Source organism: Microcoleus sp. LAD1_D5 (genome assembly GCF_036702115.1).
In the GTDB taxonomy this organism is placed as follows: domain Bacteria; phylum Cyanobacteriota; class Cyanobacteriia; order Cyanobacteriales; family Microcoleaceae; genus Microcoleus.
On the sequence record NZ_JAUBSA010000053.1, the window covers coordinates 1 to 19,291 of the forward strand.

Genomic DNA, 19,291 nt, shown 5'->3' on the forward strand with positions numbered 1-19,291 from the left:
AACTTATATTGCCGAGGAGAACTCGAATTCACTCATCTTTCTAAATGCTGTTTTCTCACTTTTTCAGCAAGCCCTACCTATGAAGAAAACCTGCGGATTTACCATCCCGAAAGTGCCAAACAGCTACACCTGCTAGTTCAACGAGCACTCACTCACGGGCAGCCTTATCTATTGCGGCTCAAAATCCTGCGCCCGAATGGTTCTATCCGCTATACCGAAGCGCGAGGACAAGCCGAACTTAATGCAGAGGGACAAGTCCTTCGGTTGTTTGGTACATCCCAAGACATTACGGATCTTGTCAAGGCGGAAACAGAACTCAGAGAAATGAGTACAGCTCTTGCTAATGCCGTCGAAGGCATCTCGCGGCTGGATGTTTTCGGACGCTACATCACCGTTAATCAAGCCTACGCCAATATAGCGGGTTATCAGCCTGAAGAAATGGTTGGTATGAATTGGCAGAAAACAGTTCATCCCGACGACTGCCACAGGATGATGACGGCTTATCAAAAAATGCTAGCCGAGGGCCGAGTCGAGGTTGAGGCCCGTGGTATCCGAAAAGATGGCTCGATTTTTTACAAGCAATTGGTGATGTTGGCAGCTTACGACTCGCAGGAGCGATCGATCGGGAATCACTGCTTTATGAAGGATATCACCGATCGCAAGCAAGCAGAAGCAGCATTGCAACAAGAGTTCGAGCGTCTGGCTGTGGTGATTGCCACCCAACAGGAAATCGCCATCCGCAATCCTAACCTAGATGCAGTGATGGCGGTGATTACCGATCGAACTCAAAAATTGATCGGCGCCGATGGGGCAGTGATTGAAATCCTGGAAGGGGATGAATTGGTGTATCGGGCAGCCAGCGGTATCGCCAGCGCCTATGTTGGATTACGGATCAAAGTAGGGACAAGTTTATCGGGAAAATGTATTGCGACCGGCCAAATTATGCTTTGCGATGATTCACAAACCGATGCACGGGTGGAGCAGTCTGTCTGTCAGCGCATTGGTATCCGGTCACTGGTGGTTGTTCCCTTGTTCTATCAGGAGGATCGGGTTGGCGTCTTAAAAGTTGTTTCAGCTAGACCCTGTGCCTTTACAGAGTCAGATATTCATACCTTACAACTGATGGCCGGGTTTTTGGCGGGTAGCCTGCATCTGGCTTCAGAGTTTGATGCTAAAAACATTCTCCTGAGTCAATTGCAGGAAAGTGAGGAACGGTATCGTTCTGTGATTACAAGCATGACTGAAGGCGTCATACTTCAGCTAGCAAACGGACAAATTACTACCTGTAATGCTAGTGCCGAAAGGATTATAGGGTTGACACCCGAACAAATGATGGGGCGTACATCCAGAGATTTAGAGTGGCGAATCGTTCAAGAAGATGGCTCTCCCTTCCCCAGCGAACAGCATCCGGCAATGATCACCCTACGGACGGGAAAACCCGTATCAAATGTGGTGATGGGCATTCACAAATCGGATAAAACGCTGACTTGGATTTCGATTAATTCGCAACCGCTGTTCCAAATGAATCAGTCTCAACCCTATGCAGTAGTGACGACTTTTGCTGATATTACAGAACGCAAGCGGGCCGAGGAGATGCTCAGACACCGGGCGGAACAAGAAAGATTAATTGCTACGACAGATGGGTTAACACAAGTAGCAAACCGCCGCTGTTTTGATGAGCGATTGCAGTCGGAATGGCACCGGCTAATGCAGGGGAAACAACAGCTTTCGTTGATTATGTTGGATGTAGATTATTTCAAGCGATATAACGATTGCTACGGACATCAAGCTGGGGATACTTGTTTGGTGCAAGTGGCTTCATCGGCTGCACAAGCGGTTAAACGTTCATCGGATCTGTTTGCACGTTACGGGGGCGAAGAATTTGCTGCTATCCTGCCGACTACGGATGCTGCAGGGGCGATCGCGGTTGCTGAGTCGATGCGTCAGGCAATTCGAGATTTGGCAATTCCTCACGAGCAATCTGATGTGAGCGTGATCGTTACCGTTAGCATGGGAATTGCGACTGTTATTCCCACTGCGGAAACATCACCGGATGAACTCGTTGCCCTCGCCGATCGAGCATTATATGATGCGAAACGACAAGGGCGCGATCGCTACATAAGCGCCAACCGCATGACGGCGCCTGAGGTCAATCCAGTTGTAGAATAGGCAAAAGCTAGGTAGCTCGTAGACCGCTCCTAGAAAAACGGGATAAAATTCCTGGAAGTATTGATATATGGTTATTTACCTGATCCGTCACGGTATCGCAGCCGCACCCGAAGAATATGATACAGACTCAGAACGACCGCTGACTAAAGAGGGCGATCGTAAAACCCGGAAAATTGCCCAGCGGCTGTACGAACTCGAAATTCAGTTTGACCTGATTCTCACCAGTCCCCTACTGCGGGCGCAGCAAACCGCCCAAATCCTGCAAACAGTAGGTTTGAGTTCCCAAATAGAAGAATCCCCCGCCCTCGCACCTTCAGGAGACATTGGGAACTGGCTGAAGTGGTACAAGGAGTGGCAGGAAACAGGTAGTCGCAACTTGGCCCTGGTGGGCCATCAACCAGACTTGGGCAACTGGGCAGAAACTTTGCTTTGGGGTCGATCGCAAGATGCCCTCATCCTCAAAAAAGCAGGCATCATCGGCTTAATCCTTCCCGAAATAGGCTCCCCGGTAGGCCGCAGCCAAATGTTCTGGCTGACTCCACCCAAGTTTTTACTCCCCTAGAAACCGCGAACAGGCCCGACATTAACAGGACGCGCCAGCCCTCTTAAAACGGCATTCTGGTAAGGCGAAACCGGGAAAAAGGGGCGACAATACGCAGCGGTGCGATCGGGCTCTATGTTGAAAAACTCGGTGTTTGAACCGCCATTAAAGGATTATTTGTCAAGACTGTGACACTATCTTCGTTTCTGGTAATGTACTTTTAGTAGATTGAACTCACACAAAACGGTATCGCAATGGTCGTCGGCGAATTCAAACCAGGTTTAGAAGGTGTTCCCGCCACCTTGTCCAGCATTAGCTACGTCGATGGACAAAAAGGGTTGCTGGAATATCGCGGGATTAGCATCGAGGAACTGGCACTGAAAAGTTCCTTTCTCGAAACTTCATATTTATTAATCTGGGGGGTACTTCCGACAAAGGAAGAACTAGAAGCTTTCGAGCATGAAATTCGCTATCACCGCCGGATCAAATATCGCATCCGGGACATGATGAAATGCTTTCCTGAAAGAGGACATCCAATGGACGCCCTGCAAGCTTCAGCGGCAGCCTTGGGCTTGTTCTACTCCCGCAGAGCTTTGGCTAACCCAGCATACATTAGAGAAGCTGTCGTGCGGCTGCTAGCTAAGATTCCCACAATGGTAGCAGCGTTCCAGCAAATGCGACGGGGAAATGACCCGGTGCGGCCGAGGGATGACTTGGACTACTCGGCTAACTTTCTTTATATGCTCAACGAGCAAGAACCCGATCCGCTGTTAGCTAGCATTTTTGACACTTGTCTGACTCTCCACGCCGAACATACAATTAATGCCTCTACATTTTCGGCAATGGTAACAGCTTCGACGCTGACAGACCCTTACGGAGTGATTGCTTCAGCAGTTGGCACTTTGGCGGGGCCACTGCACGGGGGAGCTAATGAAGAAGTGATTGATATGTTGGAGCAAATTGGTTCGGTAGAAAATGTGCGGGCTTTTGTCGAGAAGAGCGTTGCAAATAAGGACAAAATCATGGGCTTCGGTCACCGAGTTTACAAGGTGAAAGATCCGAGAGCAACTATTCTTCAGAGGTTAGCGGAACAGTTGTTTGAGAACTTCGGCCACGACGATTATTACGACATTGCTGTCAAGTTGGAAGAAGTGGTTGAGGAGAAATTGGGTCACAAAGGAATTTATGCAAATGTAGATTTCTATTCTGGTCTGGTTTACCGAAAAATGGGAATTCCGCTCGACTTGTTTACGCCGGTTTTTGCGATCGCCCGCGTTTCCGGCTGGCTGGCCCACTGGAAGGAACAACTAGAGGCAAACCGCATTTACCGCCCGACTCAAATATATACGGGGACTCACGGTGCTCCTTATATTGCGATCGAGGACAGGCTCCCATCCTAAAGCACAATGATCAACCCAGATATGACAATGGCGAGAGGAATTGTTTTGCTTTCGTGAAGTGTTGAATTAAAAATTGCTTTCGCGTTGGGAGTCAGGAAGCAATCTCTGTCTACCAAAAGCTGCCGTGCTGGGTTGCACCCCTCTTGTAGGTTGTGCTGTTTGTTGGCGACAATAGTAAGAAGTGACGATTTTCAGGAACTCCGGTCCTCAGGCTTGCGGGTCTGAGGCTTTTTATTGGAATATCAAAGTTGCAGCCGATTTAGGGGCGAATTCACCAAGTAGGTAAAATTGGAGGCAGAGCCTCCGCATCGGCGTTACCAGGAAGAGCCTGGTAACGAGTAGACTAGCTAAATCTAAACAGATTGAGTTACATGATGGCGGCTAGTCAATTTATCCAATTGATTCACCAACAAACTTAGGAACAATCCCACATCGGTAACAACTCCAGTAGATTCGATCGAACCCCGATCGCTCAATTTCGTCACCACCGCCGGATTAATGTCCACACACACCATCTTCACACCCGCCGGCGTCATATTTCCCACACCAATTGAGTGCAGCATAGACGACAGCATTAACACCATATCCGCACCGCGTAACAGCTCAGTATATTCTTCTTGAGCCTTAACTAAATCCATTTGCGTGTCGGGAAGTGGCCCATCATCGCGGATCGAACCTGCTAGGGAAAACGGGATATTATGCTTCACGCACTCGTACATGACACCGTTAGTAACCAGCCCGGCTTCAACAGCTTTTGCAATACTCCCGTAACGCCGCACAGTGTTAATTATTTTCAAGTGGTGCCGGTGTCCGCCACGCACAGCAACACCGCGTTTCATGTCAACCCCTAAAGAGGTTCCCATATTCGATTGTTCCATGTCGTGAACCGCGATCGCATTTCCACCTAAAAGCGCTTGTACGTAACCTTCACGAATTAAGTGCGCTAAATGTTCGCCACCGCCGGTGTGGATAACAACAGGCCCCGCCGTAACTACAACTTTGCCACCGCGATCGCGAATTTGGCGCAATTCCCACGCTACTTGTTCCACCACCAATTCTACACGGCGCTCGCTAGAAACGCTGCCAGACATAAAGCTGAATTCTTGAGAATTGCGCTGTTCCCGCGATTCCGTTTTGCGGATAGTGCGGATGCCGACCACATCAACAACGACTTTTTCTCCTACTTTTAAATCGCGCAATAATTTGCATTTAGCCACTGGGCCATCAGCAGTTTCAGTAATAGCAACGGCACCGTCCATCCGCTGATTTTGCGCTTTCACCCACTGACCATTTACCCGCACTTCCGTGGGATAAATTGTACTCACATAAAAGTCGTCCGGGCCGACACCCTCTTGCACTACGGGTTCTAAAATAGCGTCGCAAATTTCTTGTGGCGGGGGAACTGCACCCAAGTCAATCAACATTCCCATCATTTCTTCCATCACATCGTGGGAAGGAGCCGAAACTTTAACGTCGGCAGATGATGTGCTTTGCCGCTGCTCTCCTAAATTGAAATTGAGCACTTGGAAACTGCCGCCGTTTTCGATAATTAAGTCTAAAGCGCGGCTGATTAAACCAGCATCGAGCAGGTGGCCGTCCATGCGAATTGTGCGGCTTTCTACCATGACATTTGCCGATCGATCTTCTTGCACCGGTTCCGTTACCCGCAGCGTCAAACACTTACAGGCGCCCCCCGCTTTCAGAAATTCGCTCATCGGCGTTTCAATTACTTGAAAACCTGCCTTAGTAATGCGCGTTTTCAAGGCTTCGCTAACCTTGTTCATTACCACAACTTTGTCAATATTGACGGCATTGCAGGCAAAATTTGCGGCATCGGCTTCTTCAATGGCAATGCGTTTTTCCGGCGCCACTCGCATTTCAATTAAGCGGTTGGAGTAGGAGTCAAATGCTGCTGGATAGTAGAGCAAATAGCCGCCTGTCAAGGGACAAAAACAGGTGTCTAGGTGATAGAAACGTTCGTCTACTAAACGCAGCGAAAGCACTTCTATGTTGAGCCATTTTGCTAGTAACGGGTGCGAGTCGAGTTCGGAACGGAAGCCGTATCCGGCCCACAACCAGCGTCCTTCCCGATCGAGCAAAGCATCGCCAGCGCCCTCAAACGGCAAGTCTTTCGGAAGTTCGTGCACGGTGAAACCTTTGCTTTCAAACCATGCTTTGAAATAGGGTTCTTCGCCTTGGCGTTCTTTGTGATAGAAACGGCTGAGGACGAAGGTATTGCCTAAAAGTAAGCCTGCGTTGGCGGTGAAAACCATATCCGGCCAGCCTTTTTCGGGCGGTACGAGGTCTACAACGGCGTTGTCTTTGAGGACGTGGTAAAGTTTTTCCCACTGTTCGACGGCGCGATCGCGCGATGATTTGTGGACATTTCCCTCCATCCACGGATTAATCACGTAATCCACATCGTAGTGGTCAGGAGCACACATGAGGAAGCGAATTGAGTCAGTCATAATTCAGTTAAAATGTGGTAGACGCTACAGCAGACGTATGTTGACAGAGTTTGTATAATAGCAACTGTAATATTCACTACTAATTTTAGCAGCCCAACCTCTGGAGCCTCAAAAGGCTAACTCTTGATTATATCATGTTTAAGATGAGATTACACTAAATGACAGACCGTTCGCAGGAAATACGGGAGAAAATGTCAGGTTATGACGCACTCTAAAATAGGTTCTGATAGACGATTAATATGATATCCGTTGAATTGCCCCCCATCTTCCGGTCGGGGCGGGTTTACGCTCTTCTCTGGTCTATATTAAAGATTGTTGGTGAACCGGTCCCCACAAGAATTATCGTTAATTTACCGCCCATGATTTCACAGCTTATCCTAACTTTTAACTTTTAACTCTTGCGAAATCGGCAGTTCGATCGCAAATTCTGTTCCCCGGCCAACTTCGGAATAACACTCCAACTTACCACCGTGGGTGTCTTTAACAATTTGGTAACTAATCGACAATCCCAAACCCGTGCCACTGCCGATCGGTTTGGTAGTAAAAAACGGGTCAAATATTCTTGACTGAACTTCGGGACGGATACCGGGCCCGGTGTCAGAAATCCGCACACACACTTGATTTTCTCGGCTGACTTCAGTAACAATGCGAATCTGGTTAACTTTGCAAGTACAGTTTGCTGATGACTCTTCCACAGCGTCGATCGCATTCAACAACAAATTCATAAATACCTGGTTTAATTGAGCCGGATAACACTCGACTTTTGGCAGTGTGCCGTAAGTTTTAATAAGTTCAATTTCCCGACGCTTTGGCTGTGACTGAAATCTGTGCTGCAAGATAACCAAAGTGCTCTCTATCCCTTCATGAATGTCTATTACTTTGCACTCTTTTTCGTCGAGTCTCGAAAAGTTTCGCAAAGACAGCACGATCTGCTTAATTCGGTTAGCACCTTCTTCCATTGAAGCCATGATTTTTGGGAAATCTTCAGCGATAAAATCTACCTCGACTTCGGCCAGTTCTTGGGCAATTTCGGGAACTGGTTCGGAATAGTGTTGCTGATAAAGACCAAGCAATTTTACCAAATCACGAGCGTACTGTGCTGCGGGAATAATATTGCCGTAGATAAAGTTGACGGGGTTATTAATTTCGTGGGCTACTCCCGCTACCATTTGCCCGATACTTGACATTTTTTCGGCTTGAATGAGCTGAGATTGAGCCTTTTTTAAGTCAGCCACAGTTTTTTCTAACTGTTTCGATTTTTCTCGTTCTCGCTGTTCGCTAAATTGCAAATCTACTTCTGCTTGTTTGCGATCGCTAATATCAATATGCGTGCCCGTCATCCGCAAAGGATTTCCCGAAGCGTCGCGTTCCATCACCTTCGCTTGAGTTAAAATCCACTTCCACTCGCCGGCTTTGGTCAGCATCCTAAATTCCACTTCGTAAGTAGGATTTTTGCCTTCCAGGTGAGCCTTTAGCGCTGCTGTAGCCGGAGATAAATCCTCTGGATGTACCAGTTGCTCCCAGGATGGAAAACTATTTGCTATTTCCTCTACTTCATATCCCAGCATCGTTTTCCACCGCGGATTAAAATAGACTTCTCCCGTGGCAAGATTCCAATCCCACAATCCCATCGCACTGCCTTCAAATGCCAGATAAAAACGTTCTTCGCTAAGAAGCAAAGCTGCTTCGGCTTGTTTGCGATCGCTAATATCCATGACTGTTCCCAACAGTTTGATTACTTCCCCGGTTTCGTTAAAAACAGCTTCTCCCCTTCCTTCCACGTATAGGATTTGACCGCTGGGATGCAAAAATCGGAACTCTTTTTTGTAGGAAATTCCTTGTGAGATAGCGAGGGTGACAGTTTCTTGAAACAAGTCTCTGTCGTCGCGATGACACATCTTTAAAAGTTGGGCAGATGTCGGTTCAGGTGCACTTGAGTCAAGACCAAAAATGCGGAATACTTCTTCTGACCAAATACTTTTATTTGTGACGACATCAAATTCCCAACTGCCGATATGGGCAATTTTTTGGGCTGCTGCTAGACTAGCTTCGCTGTGCTGAAGTTTAAGTCGCTGTTGTTTATCTTGTTCGAGAAGATTGGCTTGAGCGATCGCAATTCCTATTTGTGCAGCCACAGTTTTCAATAATCCGATCTCATCTTGCGTCCAGTGGCGGGGGCGATCGTACTGGTGCAGGCATATCATTCCGTTGGCTTTTCCCTGATAGGAGGTGCGTATGGAGATCATCGACTTCAAACCTATTTGACAGTACAAATCTCTGACGTTTTCTAGCAGGGGTTCGGCCAAAACATCGTCAGAAACTACAGCTTGATCTTGGGACAATAAAAACTGAACGTGAGGATTGCCCTTTACGGATATTTCTAAATCTAAAAGCGATGTTGATGCGGCTTTTCTGTACTCAGCGACATTAAAAATTCGGGGAACAGGGTTTTCTGTGTAGGTGTGAATCAAGCAGCAATCGGCATTAAAAATTCGACCTATTTGGGCCGTCGCTGTTTGAAAAACTTGATCTGGATTTAAGCTGTAGCGGATTTCGAGAGTAATTGTTTCTAGCAGAAATCTTTGCTTGATTTGCCGTTCCAAAGCAGCTAAAGCTGTTTTAAGTTCGAGTTCTGCTTGTTTGCGATCGCTAATTTCAGCAGCAGTTCCCAAAATTTTCCACGGTTTGCCCTGCGCTGTTCTGGCAAACACGCTCTCCCGGCTGCAAAACCACCGATATTCACCATTCTTGTGCTGTATTCGGTATTCAAAATCAAAGCTTTCGCCATCTTTTGCTGTCTCAAATTTTTTTCTTTGTTCGGAGAATGCAGGGATATCGTCAGGGTGTATTAACTTAGGAATAAATGTGGCTGCCATCTCCTGTATTTCTTCAAACGTGTAGCCAATATCGCTATAAATTTCGCGGTTGACGTAGAGACTTCTCTCTTCTATCAAATCGTAAACGTACAATAGATTAGGATTCGTTTTAATTACTGCCGACAGCCAGTGCTGGCTTTCTCGTAGTTGTGCTTCGATCCGCTTGCGTTCTTCTATTTCAGCTTCTAGCAGCGCATTTTTGGCTAAAAGTTCCTTAGAAAGCCGACTGAGTAGCAGTTGATTTTCGACGCGAGCCACGACTTCTTCTATTTCAAACGGTTTAGTAATGTAGTCTACCGCCCCCAACGAGAAAGCTTTGACTTTATCAAAAACTTCATTTAAAGAGCTGATAAAAATCACAGGAATATCTTTGGTTTGCGGACAGGCTTTTAGCTGTTCGCAGACTTGATAGCCATCCATACCGGGCATCATGATGTCCAGCAAAATCAAATCCGGTGGACTCGATAGAGCAAAGTTGAGAGCTAATTTGCCATTTCGGGTCGGCCGCACTTTATATCCCCGCTTAGACAAAAGCTGGGATAAAAGCCGCAAGCTTTCTGGATGGTCGTCCAGCATTAAAATATTTTCTTGTAAGACAGTGTTTTGAAGTCTAAGTGTTTCTAGTCTTGGATTTTTATTGTCAGTTGTATTCACAGCAGACCCTCAAACTATTCAATTTGTATATGTGGGAATATTTTTAAGTCATTAACCGTTTGTAGCTAACACTCTCCGGTAAACCAGCACAACTATTGGGTAGATAGCACACTCCTAAATTATCTCTAATTATATCAAAAATAAGGATAGTTTGAAAATGTGTGGAGTTCTAATTATCGCAGTCGCTCAAGAAAACAGCCGAGATTCCTCAAATCACAGGCTAAGCAAGCAACTTTCATTAAAGGTAAAATTTTTACAATGTCTAGAACCGGGTTTCGCCTGCCTTTACCTGGTGGCTCGCTATTGTGTTTTCTAAGCAAATATCCTTAGTCGAAATGACAACTAAAACACCGCCTGACCAGTGGTGTCAACTTAAGACTAAAATCCTTTGTTTATCTGGTTTGTATCCAAGTCTTGAGTCCCGTAAATCCCCTTCCTTAAGCAAAGCTAGGAGGATTTAGGCATAAGTGTCAACCAGTATACCGTTACTACATTTGAGCTTAAGTTGACACCAATGGGCCCTGAAACACTCCTAAAATATCTTATATTTTATTTGCACCGTCCGGCTGATTTATGGTATCTTTGTCTCGGCCTGCAATTCCCCACAAGCGGCGTACACGGCTTTCACGTTATACCAATTCAGAAAAATCCGAGCAATTTCTAAAGCTAACTGCGGCTTGCCTTGGTCAATCAACCACTGCAAAAAAGGAGTCATCGTTCGCTCGTTCAGCATCCCACCCAATGATAAAACTCCCCACAGGATTTGGTGCAAAAAAGTCATTTGAATCATCATCCGCACTTCCCAATTAGGGTGCTTTTGATAAAACAAAACTCCCATTCTCCCGCGCTGAATTTCTCGGTCAATCATGCCCGGAATTTGCTCTAAACTAAAAGGTGGATGCCAGTGATAGCCGACAGCAGCCGGACATTTAATGAGTTTTAAACCTAAATTTTTCAACCTAACTCCCAACTCTAAATCTTCCCATCCATACAGTTGAAAGCGAGTGTCAAAGAGTCCAGCAGCCAGCAGCCAGTGGCGCGCGATCGCCACATTTCCCGTAGCAAAATAAGCAGCAGAAAAATCCGTTATTTTGTAAGGTTCCGAAGTAGGATTCTCGAAATTGCAAGTATTAATCACGCTGCCGTAAGTAAAAACCGCATCAGTATCTTTGTAACCCTGTAGCAAAGCATCTGCGTGTGCTTGCAAAAAATGCTCTGTTACGACCAAATCGCTGTCAATAAAAATAATCGTATCGCCCTTAGAATCTTCAACGCCCAAATTCCGGGCAGCGGCGGGGCCTTGGTGACATTGGGCGATCGATCGCACATGAGGCAATAAGTCGGCATCTGCAGCCAACCACTCCAGCGTCCCGTCCGTCGAGCCGTCGTCCACGACTATTACTTCATACTCTCTGACAATCTCACTGAACTGCTGATTTTCCAAAGCCTGTAGACATTTTGCCAAAATCGGTTTACGATTATACGTCGGAATCACAACACTAAAAAACACGGTTTTTCCCCATCGCCACAGTTACCGTATCCCACGGTAGCAGATTTTTCGCAGCAACTCCCCCGGTAAATAGCCAAGTTTAGCAAAAAAAGAATATATACATCTGTACTATTTCTGACAAGAATCGATCTCAATTAGGTGCATAATGAAAAGTCGGTTAAACCTCACATTAGGCACCATTCTCAAGAACAGGCAAGATGCCTGTTCCACAAAAATGATATTTTTTTGTGGTGTGGGCATCTTGCCCGCCCTGAAAAGCTTAGTGACAAGGGTGCAAGATGTCAGTTAAATTCAGGATGTAAATAGCAATGAGTCGCGCTAAAAAAGTTGTGCTAGCATATTCCGGCGGAGTCGATACCTCCGTCTGCATTCCTTACCTCAAAAACGAGTGGGGTGTGGAAGAGGTAATTACTCTGGCTGCGGATTTGGGACAGGGAGACGAATTAGAACCGATCCGCAAAAAAGCTTTAGCATCCGGTGCTTCGGAATCTTTAGTTATTGATGCTACCGAAGAATTTGTCAAAGACTATGCGTTTCCAGCGATTCAAGCTAACGCACTTTACGAAAACCGTTATCCCCTTTCGACTGCCCTGGCTCGCCCGCTGATTGCTAAATTGTTAGTAGAAGCTGCGGAAAAATACGGTGCAGATGCGATCGCCCATGGTTGCACAGGTAAAGGAAACGATCAGGTGCGGTTCGATGTGTCGATCGGCGCGCTCAACCCCAAGATTAAGATTTTAGCACCCGCGCGGGAGTGGAAAATGAGCCGCGAGGAAACGATCGCATACGGCGAGAGATGCGGCATTCCGTCCCCGGTGAAAAAGTCTTCTCCTTACAGTATCGATCGCAACTTATTGGGAATGGCAATCGAAGCCGGAATCCTCGAAGATCCGTGGGCGGAACCGCCGGAAGAGGTGTATTTGATGACAAAGGCGATCGAACAAACTCCCGACACACCCGAATACATAGAAATCGGTTTCGAGTGCGGAAATCCTGTCAGTTTGAACGGCAAAGATTTATCACCAGTCGCCTTAATTTCCCAACTCAACGAAATAGTTGGAAACCACGGAGTCGGCCGAATTGACATGATTGAAAACCGCTTAGTCGGGATTAAATCGCGGGAAATTTACGAAACACCAGCGATTTTAGTTTTGATGCACGCGCACCGAGACTTAGAAAGTTTGACGTTGACAGCAGATGTGACGCGGTACAAGCGCGGCATCGAAGAAACCTACAGCCAAATGATTTACAACGGCCTTTGGTACAATCCTTTGAAAACTGCTTTAGACGCATTTATTCAGGACACACAAAAGCGAGTAACTGGAACCGTGCGGCTCAAACTATTCAAAGGCAATGCGACAATTGTTGGCCGCAAATCTGACAATTCTCTGTACAGTTTCGACTTGGCAACCTACGGCGCAGAGGACGAATTCGATCACAAAGCTGCCGAAGGATTTGTCTATGTTTGGGGGCTACCAACCCGCATTTGGTCGGAGAAAAATAGAGGTTATAAATAGGAGCGAATTAGGGTTAAAAACTTGATATTAACCCGCCGAATCGAATTCGGATGAAAAATTCGATGTTAACTAAGAGCAGGGTGGGCTTTGCCCACCTGTTTCGTGGATTAAAAGTGGGCGCGCATCGCTCTTTTCTACCTATGCCTGACTGAATATTTCCAAAAAATCTTGCACCAGTAGATTCGGTTGTTCGCTGCATCGGGTAGCGTCGTAATGTTTGACAAGACAGATGCCAGAATCTATCAAAAGCCGATCGCGCATTTCATCTTCTGTTGCGTTTTGATAGCAGGATTCACTGTCTATTTTCAGTATCCCGATCTTTTTTTGGTGGAAGATCGGAAAGTCAGCTTCTTGGTTTTGTCTCCCTGCGGCTGTTGTCAGTTGGAGTTGGGGGTTGAGGTTTAGGAATCCTCAAATACTAGAGTTTCTCAAGACTTACCAGCAATCCGAACTAGCACGGCTGGCGGCCGAATCAGCCTTGCGCGAGCTTGTTTCTCAACTGTTAAATTCGGGTATGAATTTAGAATAAGTGGCACAAATGATGAATTTATCGACATTGGAAGTACAGCGATTAGTAGGAGGAAATGAATGAGCGATCGCCTGCTTTCTACCTTCAAATTACAGCCTCGGATCGACAGGTTCGCTCTCCATCGCTAAAACTCCGAAAACGCACTCGTGAACTTGTCTCAAAGGAGCACCCGCAACAAATCTCTCCAATGCTTCTACACCGAGAGCAAACTCTCGCAACGCCAAAGAACGCTTGCCGGAAAGTCCGCGCGATCGCAATTTTTCTAAATGTTCCGGCAAAGAATATTCCAGACCATAAATAATTCGCAAATACTCTTTACCGCGACATTTCACCGCAGGCTGTACGAGTCCTTTGCTATTTTTCACAATAAAATCCATTGGTTTAACAACCATTCCTTCGCCTCCCGCCGCCGTCATTTTTTCCCACCATTGAATCCCCGCCAATTGGCTGTCAAAATCTGCAATTTCAACTATTTTGTATTCAGTAGCTAACAGGAATTCTGGGTCAGCTTTACAAATTTGTGAAATTTGTTCCATGTGCCAACAGTGATTTTTGTCAGTGTGAACAGTTCCCTCGGTTGCCAAGATGTGGAAAGGTGCTAATTTGAGGTCTGAGAGCGATTTCACTGGCCAGCAGTAGCGCTGGTAGGCATGAACATAGCGATCGGCTAGTTCGGCTCGCTCTTGATAGCTGGTTAGCAAAGAATTAATTTCAACTCCCCGCTGGTTTGCCTGTTCTAAGTTCTTAATCGCCTCCGCAAACCCGTGACGAGATGCTGTTCCCACGGCGGCGTATTGCTCTTTCAATAAACCTTGAGCTTTGGCTGACCAAGGCATTAATTCGCAGTCCAAACACACCCAATCGGTTTGAAATTTCTCCCAAAAGTTGCTGGCAGTGAGAGCGACATTTACCCGCGCTAAAAATTCTGTTTCTAAGGTAGAATTATCGAAAAAATGCCGTCCCGTGCGGGTGTAGCAAATGCCCATACTCTCGCTGAGAATGCCAAAGCGGCGTAAAGCTGCCGATGCGTCGCGGCAAACAATTACAACTGCACGGGAACCCATGTGCTTTTCTTCGCACACAACTGTCGATATGCCCTGCTGTTGGTAGTAGCTAAATGCTTCGGCTGGATGTTCTAAAAGTCCAGGTTCTTTGGAGGTAGCAGCGGGAGACATCGTGGGCGGCAAATAAATCAGCCATTTGGGATTGGCGGCAAACCGACTCATTACTTCTAGGGCTGCGATCGCATTTTCTTCTTTAATCGTAATGTTACTTTGCAGGCGAGTTGAAATGATGCGCTTTCCGAGTACGTCGCTAATGTCCAGTACATCATCAAACTGCTGTTGGGCGGTGAGATTCACTGCCGCGAAACCGCTATCGATCGCGGGTGAATTAATGTCTCTATTGTTAAGGGGAGTTGGGCTGTCTTGAAAGAGGATCGGTTTGGCAGGTTCGCAGTAAATTCTAGCAGCAGGAACACTGACAAATTCTCTTTCGGGATACCGCAAAGCTGTTAGTTTGCCTCCGAAAACGCAGCCCGTGTCAATATCAACAGTATTGTTCAACCATTCTGTTTCTGGAACGGGGGTGTGTCCGTAAACAACTGCTGCCTGACCTCGATATTCGGCGGCCCAATTGTAGCGGACGGGCAAGCCGAATTCATCGATTTCGCCAGTTGTTTCTCCGTACAAGGCGAAATCTCGAATGCGGCCCGATGCGCGTCCCTGAAATTCAGCTTTCATCCCGGCGTGGGCGACGACTAATTTTCCCCCATCGAGGACGTAATGCCCAATCAAACTATCTAAAAATTGCCTAATTTCTCGTACTGCTGATTCGCGCAATTCATCCGGTAAAGCGGCAATTTCTGCTAAGGTTTGTTCGAGTCCGTGGTTGATTTTGACATTTTTGCCGTTGAGTTTTCGCAGCAGTTTGATGTCGTGATTTCCAGGCACGCACAAAGCTGTTTCTGCGAGTACCATATTTCGCACGAGTTTGAGGGTGTCGAGAATGCGCGGGCCCCGATCGACCAAATCGCCCAAAAACACGGCTTTACGGCTCTCCGGGTGCGCGTAGGTGGGAAAATTCCCCAAATCCGATTCGCTGGATTTTTCGATAATTTGATAGCCCAACTGTTGCAGCAATTGTTCCAATTCGTCGCAGCATCCGTGAACGTCGCCGATGATGTCAAAAGGGCCGGAGTCGCCTTTGCGATTGTTCCACAAAGGTTGTCTCTCGACTTCCACCGCGTCGATTTCCTCTGGGGAACGGAGGACGTAAACGTACCGAAATCCTTCCCTATCTAGAGATTTGAGCGATCGCTTTAAATTCTGAACGTGGTGGCGAATTACATGATTTCCGAAATTGCGGTTTGCACGTTGTTGATTGCGATCGCCACACAATTTTTCGGGTAAATCTAGCACAATAGCAACCAAAAAGCAATGGTATTTTCGGGCTAATTCCAACAAAGATTTGCGGCTTTCCGGCTGAACGTTGGTGGCATCAATCACAGTTAGCTTACCCGCGGCCAGACGTTTAGCAGCGATTAAATGCAATACTTCAAAAGCATCAGCGGTAGCCGCTTGATTGTTTTCGTCGTCGGAAACCAGACCGCGGCAGTAATCCGAGGAAATGATTTCTGTAGGTAGGAAATGTTGGTGGGCAAAGGTAGATTTGCCGGAACCGGATGCACCAATTAGAACGACTAGGGATAGTTCTGGAATGGTAATTTTCATTGTTTAATAATATTATTATTCATCAAGCAGGACATCATCATTTTGCTCTGCCATTTTTGCAAACGCTTCCTCCCAGCCTGCACGCGGTTTTAGGCCTGCACGAATGGTGAATATTGCCATTTGCGTAGGCGAACCTACTTCTAAATCTTCGGTTCCCACACAACGAAACTCTACCCCACAGCCAAACCGTTCGGCAACCCCTTTCGCCCAAGTTTGAAATTCGGCCCTTGTCCACTCAAAGCGGTGATCCCGGTGGCGAAATTGGCCCGCTGGCAAGTTTTCAAAGCGAACATTATATTCAATATTTGGAGTTGTGACGATCGCACTTTTGGGTCGGATAAATTCAAACAAAACCCGCTCAAAAGCAGCTAACCGTTCTAAATCCAGATGTTCGATCACTTCAATTACCGCCGCCGCATCAAAATCAGTCAAGCGGCTGTCCCGATAAATCAGCGAACTTTGAATTAGTTGAATGCGAGATTGTTGCGCGGGAGACAATCGATCGATTTGCAAACGTTCCCTGGCAATTTCTAATGCACGAAAGGACACATCGACGCCTGTAATTTGTTCGATCGAGCTTTCTTTCAAAAGCAGTTTCAGCAGTTTTCCCTCACCGCAGCCCAAATCAACCACTCGCTTAGCACCACTTTGCTTTAAAACCTCCGTCACAGCTTCCAAACGCTGTTCGTTCAGGCTAATTCGCTGTTCTAAAACTTCCTCTTCTAAAGCCTGAGAAACTTCCCGATCCTCCGGGTCAATATTATCTTCTTCTGTTAACTGTGCCACAGCAATGCGCGTCAGACGGCGCTGGCGTTTCAGATAGCGGTTGGCAATTTGTTCGCGGGCGGGATGCGCGTTCAACCAACCTTCGCCGTGACGCAATAACTTCTCAATTTCATCATCGCCCACCCAATAATGTTTGTCGTCATCCAACACGGGAATTAGCACGTAAAGATGGCTTAACAAATCCGCCAAACGAACTGTATTTTGCAGTTCCACAGACAAGTAAGGACTCGCGCCCCACTGGGGAAATTGCTCGTCAAGAATCAGGGGTTTTGCTGCGACTTGATAGCCCAGCGGCTCAAACATTTGCCGCAGGAACTTCTCGCCACCGCGACAGGGCAAAACCGGCAGATTAACTGTCAAAGGAATTGCTGTTGCTGCGAGTTCTGGGCGGTCTTTGCAGCGACCGGATAGAGCTGTACTAAAGACTTTGGCGAGGGCGACACTGAGAAAAGAAGAGGCAACGTAGGGGCGATCGTTCACGTATTGTTCGAGAGGGCGATCGCCTGATTTCGACTTGCCCCGCACCAAACCAACCGGATCGACATCCAAGAGTAAAGCCGCCGTGCACCTTTCTGCATTTGCCTCTGGATAAAACACGCTGGCTTGCCCGAAAGTCATCGGAAAGGATTGATGGCGATCGGGATGTTTGTGCAGCAAATAACCTAAATCTGTAGCAGGAACGCGAGTTGTAGAAATGGTTAATAACATAATATTGTACCTCATTTATTTGAGGAAGGCTATACTGAAAGTCTTAATCGTTAAGCATTATACTTCTGAATCCTGACTCCGGCTATATAACTATCAACTTTGCCAAGAAAGCTACAAACTTTGGCAACTAAGGGTAATTTGTTGCAAAGTCTTCATAATCCTATACGCGGATCCTCGTATTGTTTCCTAAGTTTATTTTGAGGAGTATTAGATCAGTTACGGGATGATTTTATCTGGTTGTGAACGAGAGTTTAGAACTTACACTCATCAATTCATCCCCTGATTTAGCAACTCCCCAATTTCTTATCCAAAAGGAGATTAATATGTCGAACCATGAAAGCGTCTCATCCGAAAGTATACAGAACACAGAAGCAGAAGGACACCAAGCGGTTTCAAGTGAGCCTCAGTCACAAGAAATGGCAGATGATCTAGTTGTCGCCGAGTTCGCAGGAACTGCTGGTATAGGCGAGATTGAGTCAGTAGCTGGTTTCGATCCTTCTCGAGCATTACGAGAAGGCACTGAAGCAGAAGAAGTACCAATTACAAAAGAACTCGAAGCATTGCAAGATGCTGCCACTTTGGAATTTTTAGAACCAGAAACAGTCTGCGGTCAAGACGATCGCGTTCGGATTTCACCTGCTACTAATCTCCCTTGGCGATGGATATGCCAACTCCTGATTACATTCCCTGGGGGACAGTTTATTGGCACAGGATGGTTTATTGGCCCACGAACCGTGATGACGGCAGGACACTGCGTTTACAGCAAAGGTGCTGGAGGATGGGCGCAGAAGATTGAAGTCATTCCTGGCATGGATAGTGCCAGTCGTCCTTTCGGATCGCAGGTTGGTACTGCCTTCCGCAGTGTAAAAGGCTGGACAGACAGCGCGGATCCTAACTTTGACTATGGGGCGATTATTCTGCCGAATAATGACCTAGGTAATCGGGTTGGCTACTTTGGGTTTGCGAATGTAGCAGACAGCGGACTAAAAAACCTCACAGTGAATAATTCTGGCTATCCAGGTGACAAGCCATTTGGCACTCAGTGGTTCAATGCTGGTAGTATCACTCAAGTTACCGATCGTAAAATCTATTACATGGTTGACACCTATGGTGGACAAAGTGGTAGCCCAGTATGGCGTTTCTTGAATGGCGAACGACATGGGGTTGGCATCCATGCTTATGGTGGCTGTCCTAACTCAGCTACTAGAATTATTAAACCAGTATTTGACAATATGCTGGCTTGGCGAAATCTCGGGTTCTAGTGGGGAACTTGATTAGAGATATCCAGAAATTCCCGATCGCTCTTAAGATAGTTAACTGTTGACTGTTAACAGTTGACAGTTAACTAGATGTGAGAATTCCGATCAAGCGCCGATTTGATATCATAAGTTGGCGAAAGTA

10 protein-coding genes are annotated in these 19,291 nt (G+C 46.7%); 5 read left to right on the forward strand and 5 right to left on the reverse strand.

Translation table 11 applies throughout. From position 1 onward, the window contains the following. From QUA70_RS20030 to QUA70_RS20040, 3 genes are all read left to right on the forward strand, one after another. Positions 1 to 2,169, forward strand: a 2,169-nt coding sequence (locus QUA70_RS20030; protein WP_333349411.1) for a diguanylate cyclase domain-containing protein, incomplete at its 5' end; no start/stop codon positions are given. A gap of 67 nt (positions 2,170 to 2,236) precedes the next feature. Continuing rightward, positions 2,237 to 2,731, forward strand: coding sequence for a phosphohistidine phosphatase SixA (gene sixA / locus QUA70_RS20035; RefSeq protein ID WP_333324393.1), 495 nt, complete (start codon positions 2,237 to 2,239; stop codon positions 2,729 to 2,731). 233 nt (positions 2,732 to 2,964) lie between these two features. Next, the gene (locus QUA70_RS20040; RefSeq protein WP_333324395.1) at positions 2,965 to 4,110 is read left to right on the forward strand and encodes a citrate synthase; all 1,146 of its coding nucleotides are present in this window, start codon (positions 2,965 to 2,967) and stop codon (positions 4,108 to 4,110) included. 353 nt (positions 4,111 to 4,463) lie between these two features. Here the strand turns inward: QUA70_RS20040 and argZ are convergent, their stop codons facing one another. From argZ to QUA70_RS20055, 3 genes are all read right to left on the reverse strand, one after another. Then, positions 4,464 to 6,578: a bifunctional arginine dihydrolase/ornithine cyclodeaminase gene (argZ, locus tag QUA70_RS20045; RefSeq protein WP_333324397.1), complete on the reverse strand. Its 2,115-nt coding sequence runs from the start codon at positions 6,576 to 6,578 to the stop codon at positions 4,464 to 4,466. A 377-nt stretch (positions 6,579 to 6,955) separates the two neighbouring features. Beyond that, complete coding sequence (locus tag QUA70_RS20050; RefSeq protein WP_333410640.1) at positions 6,956 to 10,108, reverse strand: PAS domain-containing protein; 3,153 nt, start codon at positions 10,106 to 10,108, stop codon at positions 6,956 to 6,958. A gap of 571 nt (positions 10,109 to 10,679) precedes the next feature. After that, the gene (locus tag QUA70_RS20055) at positions 10,680 to 11,618 is read right to left on the reverse strand and encodes a glycosyltransferase (RefSeq protein WP_333349415.1); all 939 of its coding nucleotides are present in this window, start codon (positions 11,616 to 11,618) and stop codon (positions 10,680 to 10,682) included. Between the two features lie 308 nt (positions 11,619 to 11,926). Between QUA70_RS20055 and QUA70_RS20060 the strand changes: the two genes are divergently transcribed. After that, a complete protein-coding gene (locus QUA70_RS20060; RefSeq protein WP_333324402.1) occupies positions 11,927 to 13,135 on the forward strand; it encodes an argininosuccinate synthase in 1,209 nt (402 codons plus the stop codon). 618 nt (positions 13,136 to 13,753) lie between these two features. Here QUA70_RS20060 and QUA70_RS20065 read toward each other — a convergent pair. Next, a complete protein-coding gene (locus QUA70_RS20065; RefSeq protein ID WP_333349417.1) occupies positions 13,754 to 16,396 on the reverse strand; it encodes a polynucleotide kinase-phosphatase in 2,643 nt (880 codons plus the stop codon). A 15-nt stretch (positions 16,397 to 16,411) separates the two neighbouring features. After that, positions 16,412 to 17,890 (reverse strand): 3' terminal RNA ribose 2'-O-methyltransferase Hen1, encoded by a 1,479-nt coding sequence (locus QUA70_RS20070; RefSeq protein ID WP_333349419.1) that lies wholly within the window; start codon positions 17,888 to 17,890, stop codon positions 16,412 to 16,414. A gap of 323 nt (positions 17,891 to 18,213) precedes the next feature. Here QUA70_RS20070 and QUA70_RS20075 point away from each other — a divergent pair, with 323 nt between their 5' ends. Then, positions 18,214 to 19,152 carry a serine protease gene (locus QUA70_RS20075; RefSeq protein ID WP_333349420.1) on the forward strand — a complete coding sequence of 313 codons (939 nt, stop codon included), beginning with the start codon at positions 18,214 to 18,216 and terminating at the stop codon, positions 19,150 to 19,152. Positions 19,153 to 19,291: the final 139 nt, after the last annotated feature.

Bases quoted from the DNA above. Each gene is read 5' to 3' on its own strand.
- sixA (WP_333324393.1), top strand. From the start codon at position 2,237: ATGGTTATTTACCTGATCCGTCACGGTATCGCAGCCGCACCCGAAGAA.
- QUA70_RS20040 (WP_333324395.1), top strand. From the start codon at position 2,965: ATGGTCGTCGGCGAATTCAAACCAGGTTTAGAAGGTGTTCCCGCCACC.
- argZ (WP_333324397.1), bottom strand. From the start codon at position 6,578: ATGACTGACTCAATTCGCTTCCTCATGTGTGCTCCTGACCACTACGAT.
- QUA70_RS20060 (WP_333324402.1), top strand. From the start codon at position 11,927: ATGAGTCGCGCTAAAAAAGTTGTGCTAGCATATTCCGGCGGAGTCGAT.
- QUA70_RS20065 (WP_333349417.1), bottom strand. From the start codon at position 16,396: ATGAAAATTACCATTCCAGAACTATCCCTAGTCGTTCTAATTGGTGCA.
- QUA70_RS20070 (WP_333349419.1), bottom strand. From the start codon at position 17,890: ATGTTATTAACCATTTCTACAACTCGCGTTCCTGCTACAGATTTAGGT.
- QUA70_RS20075 (WP_333349420.1), top strand. From the start codon at position 18,214: ATGTCGAACCATGAAAGCGTCTCATCCGAAAGTATACAGAACACAGAA.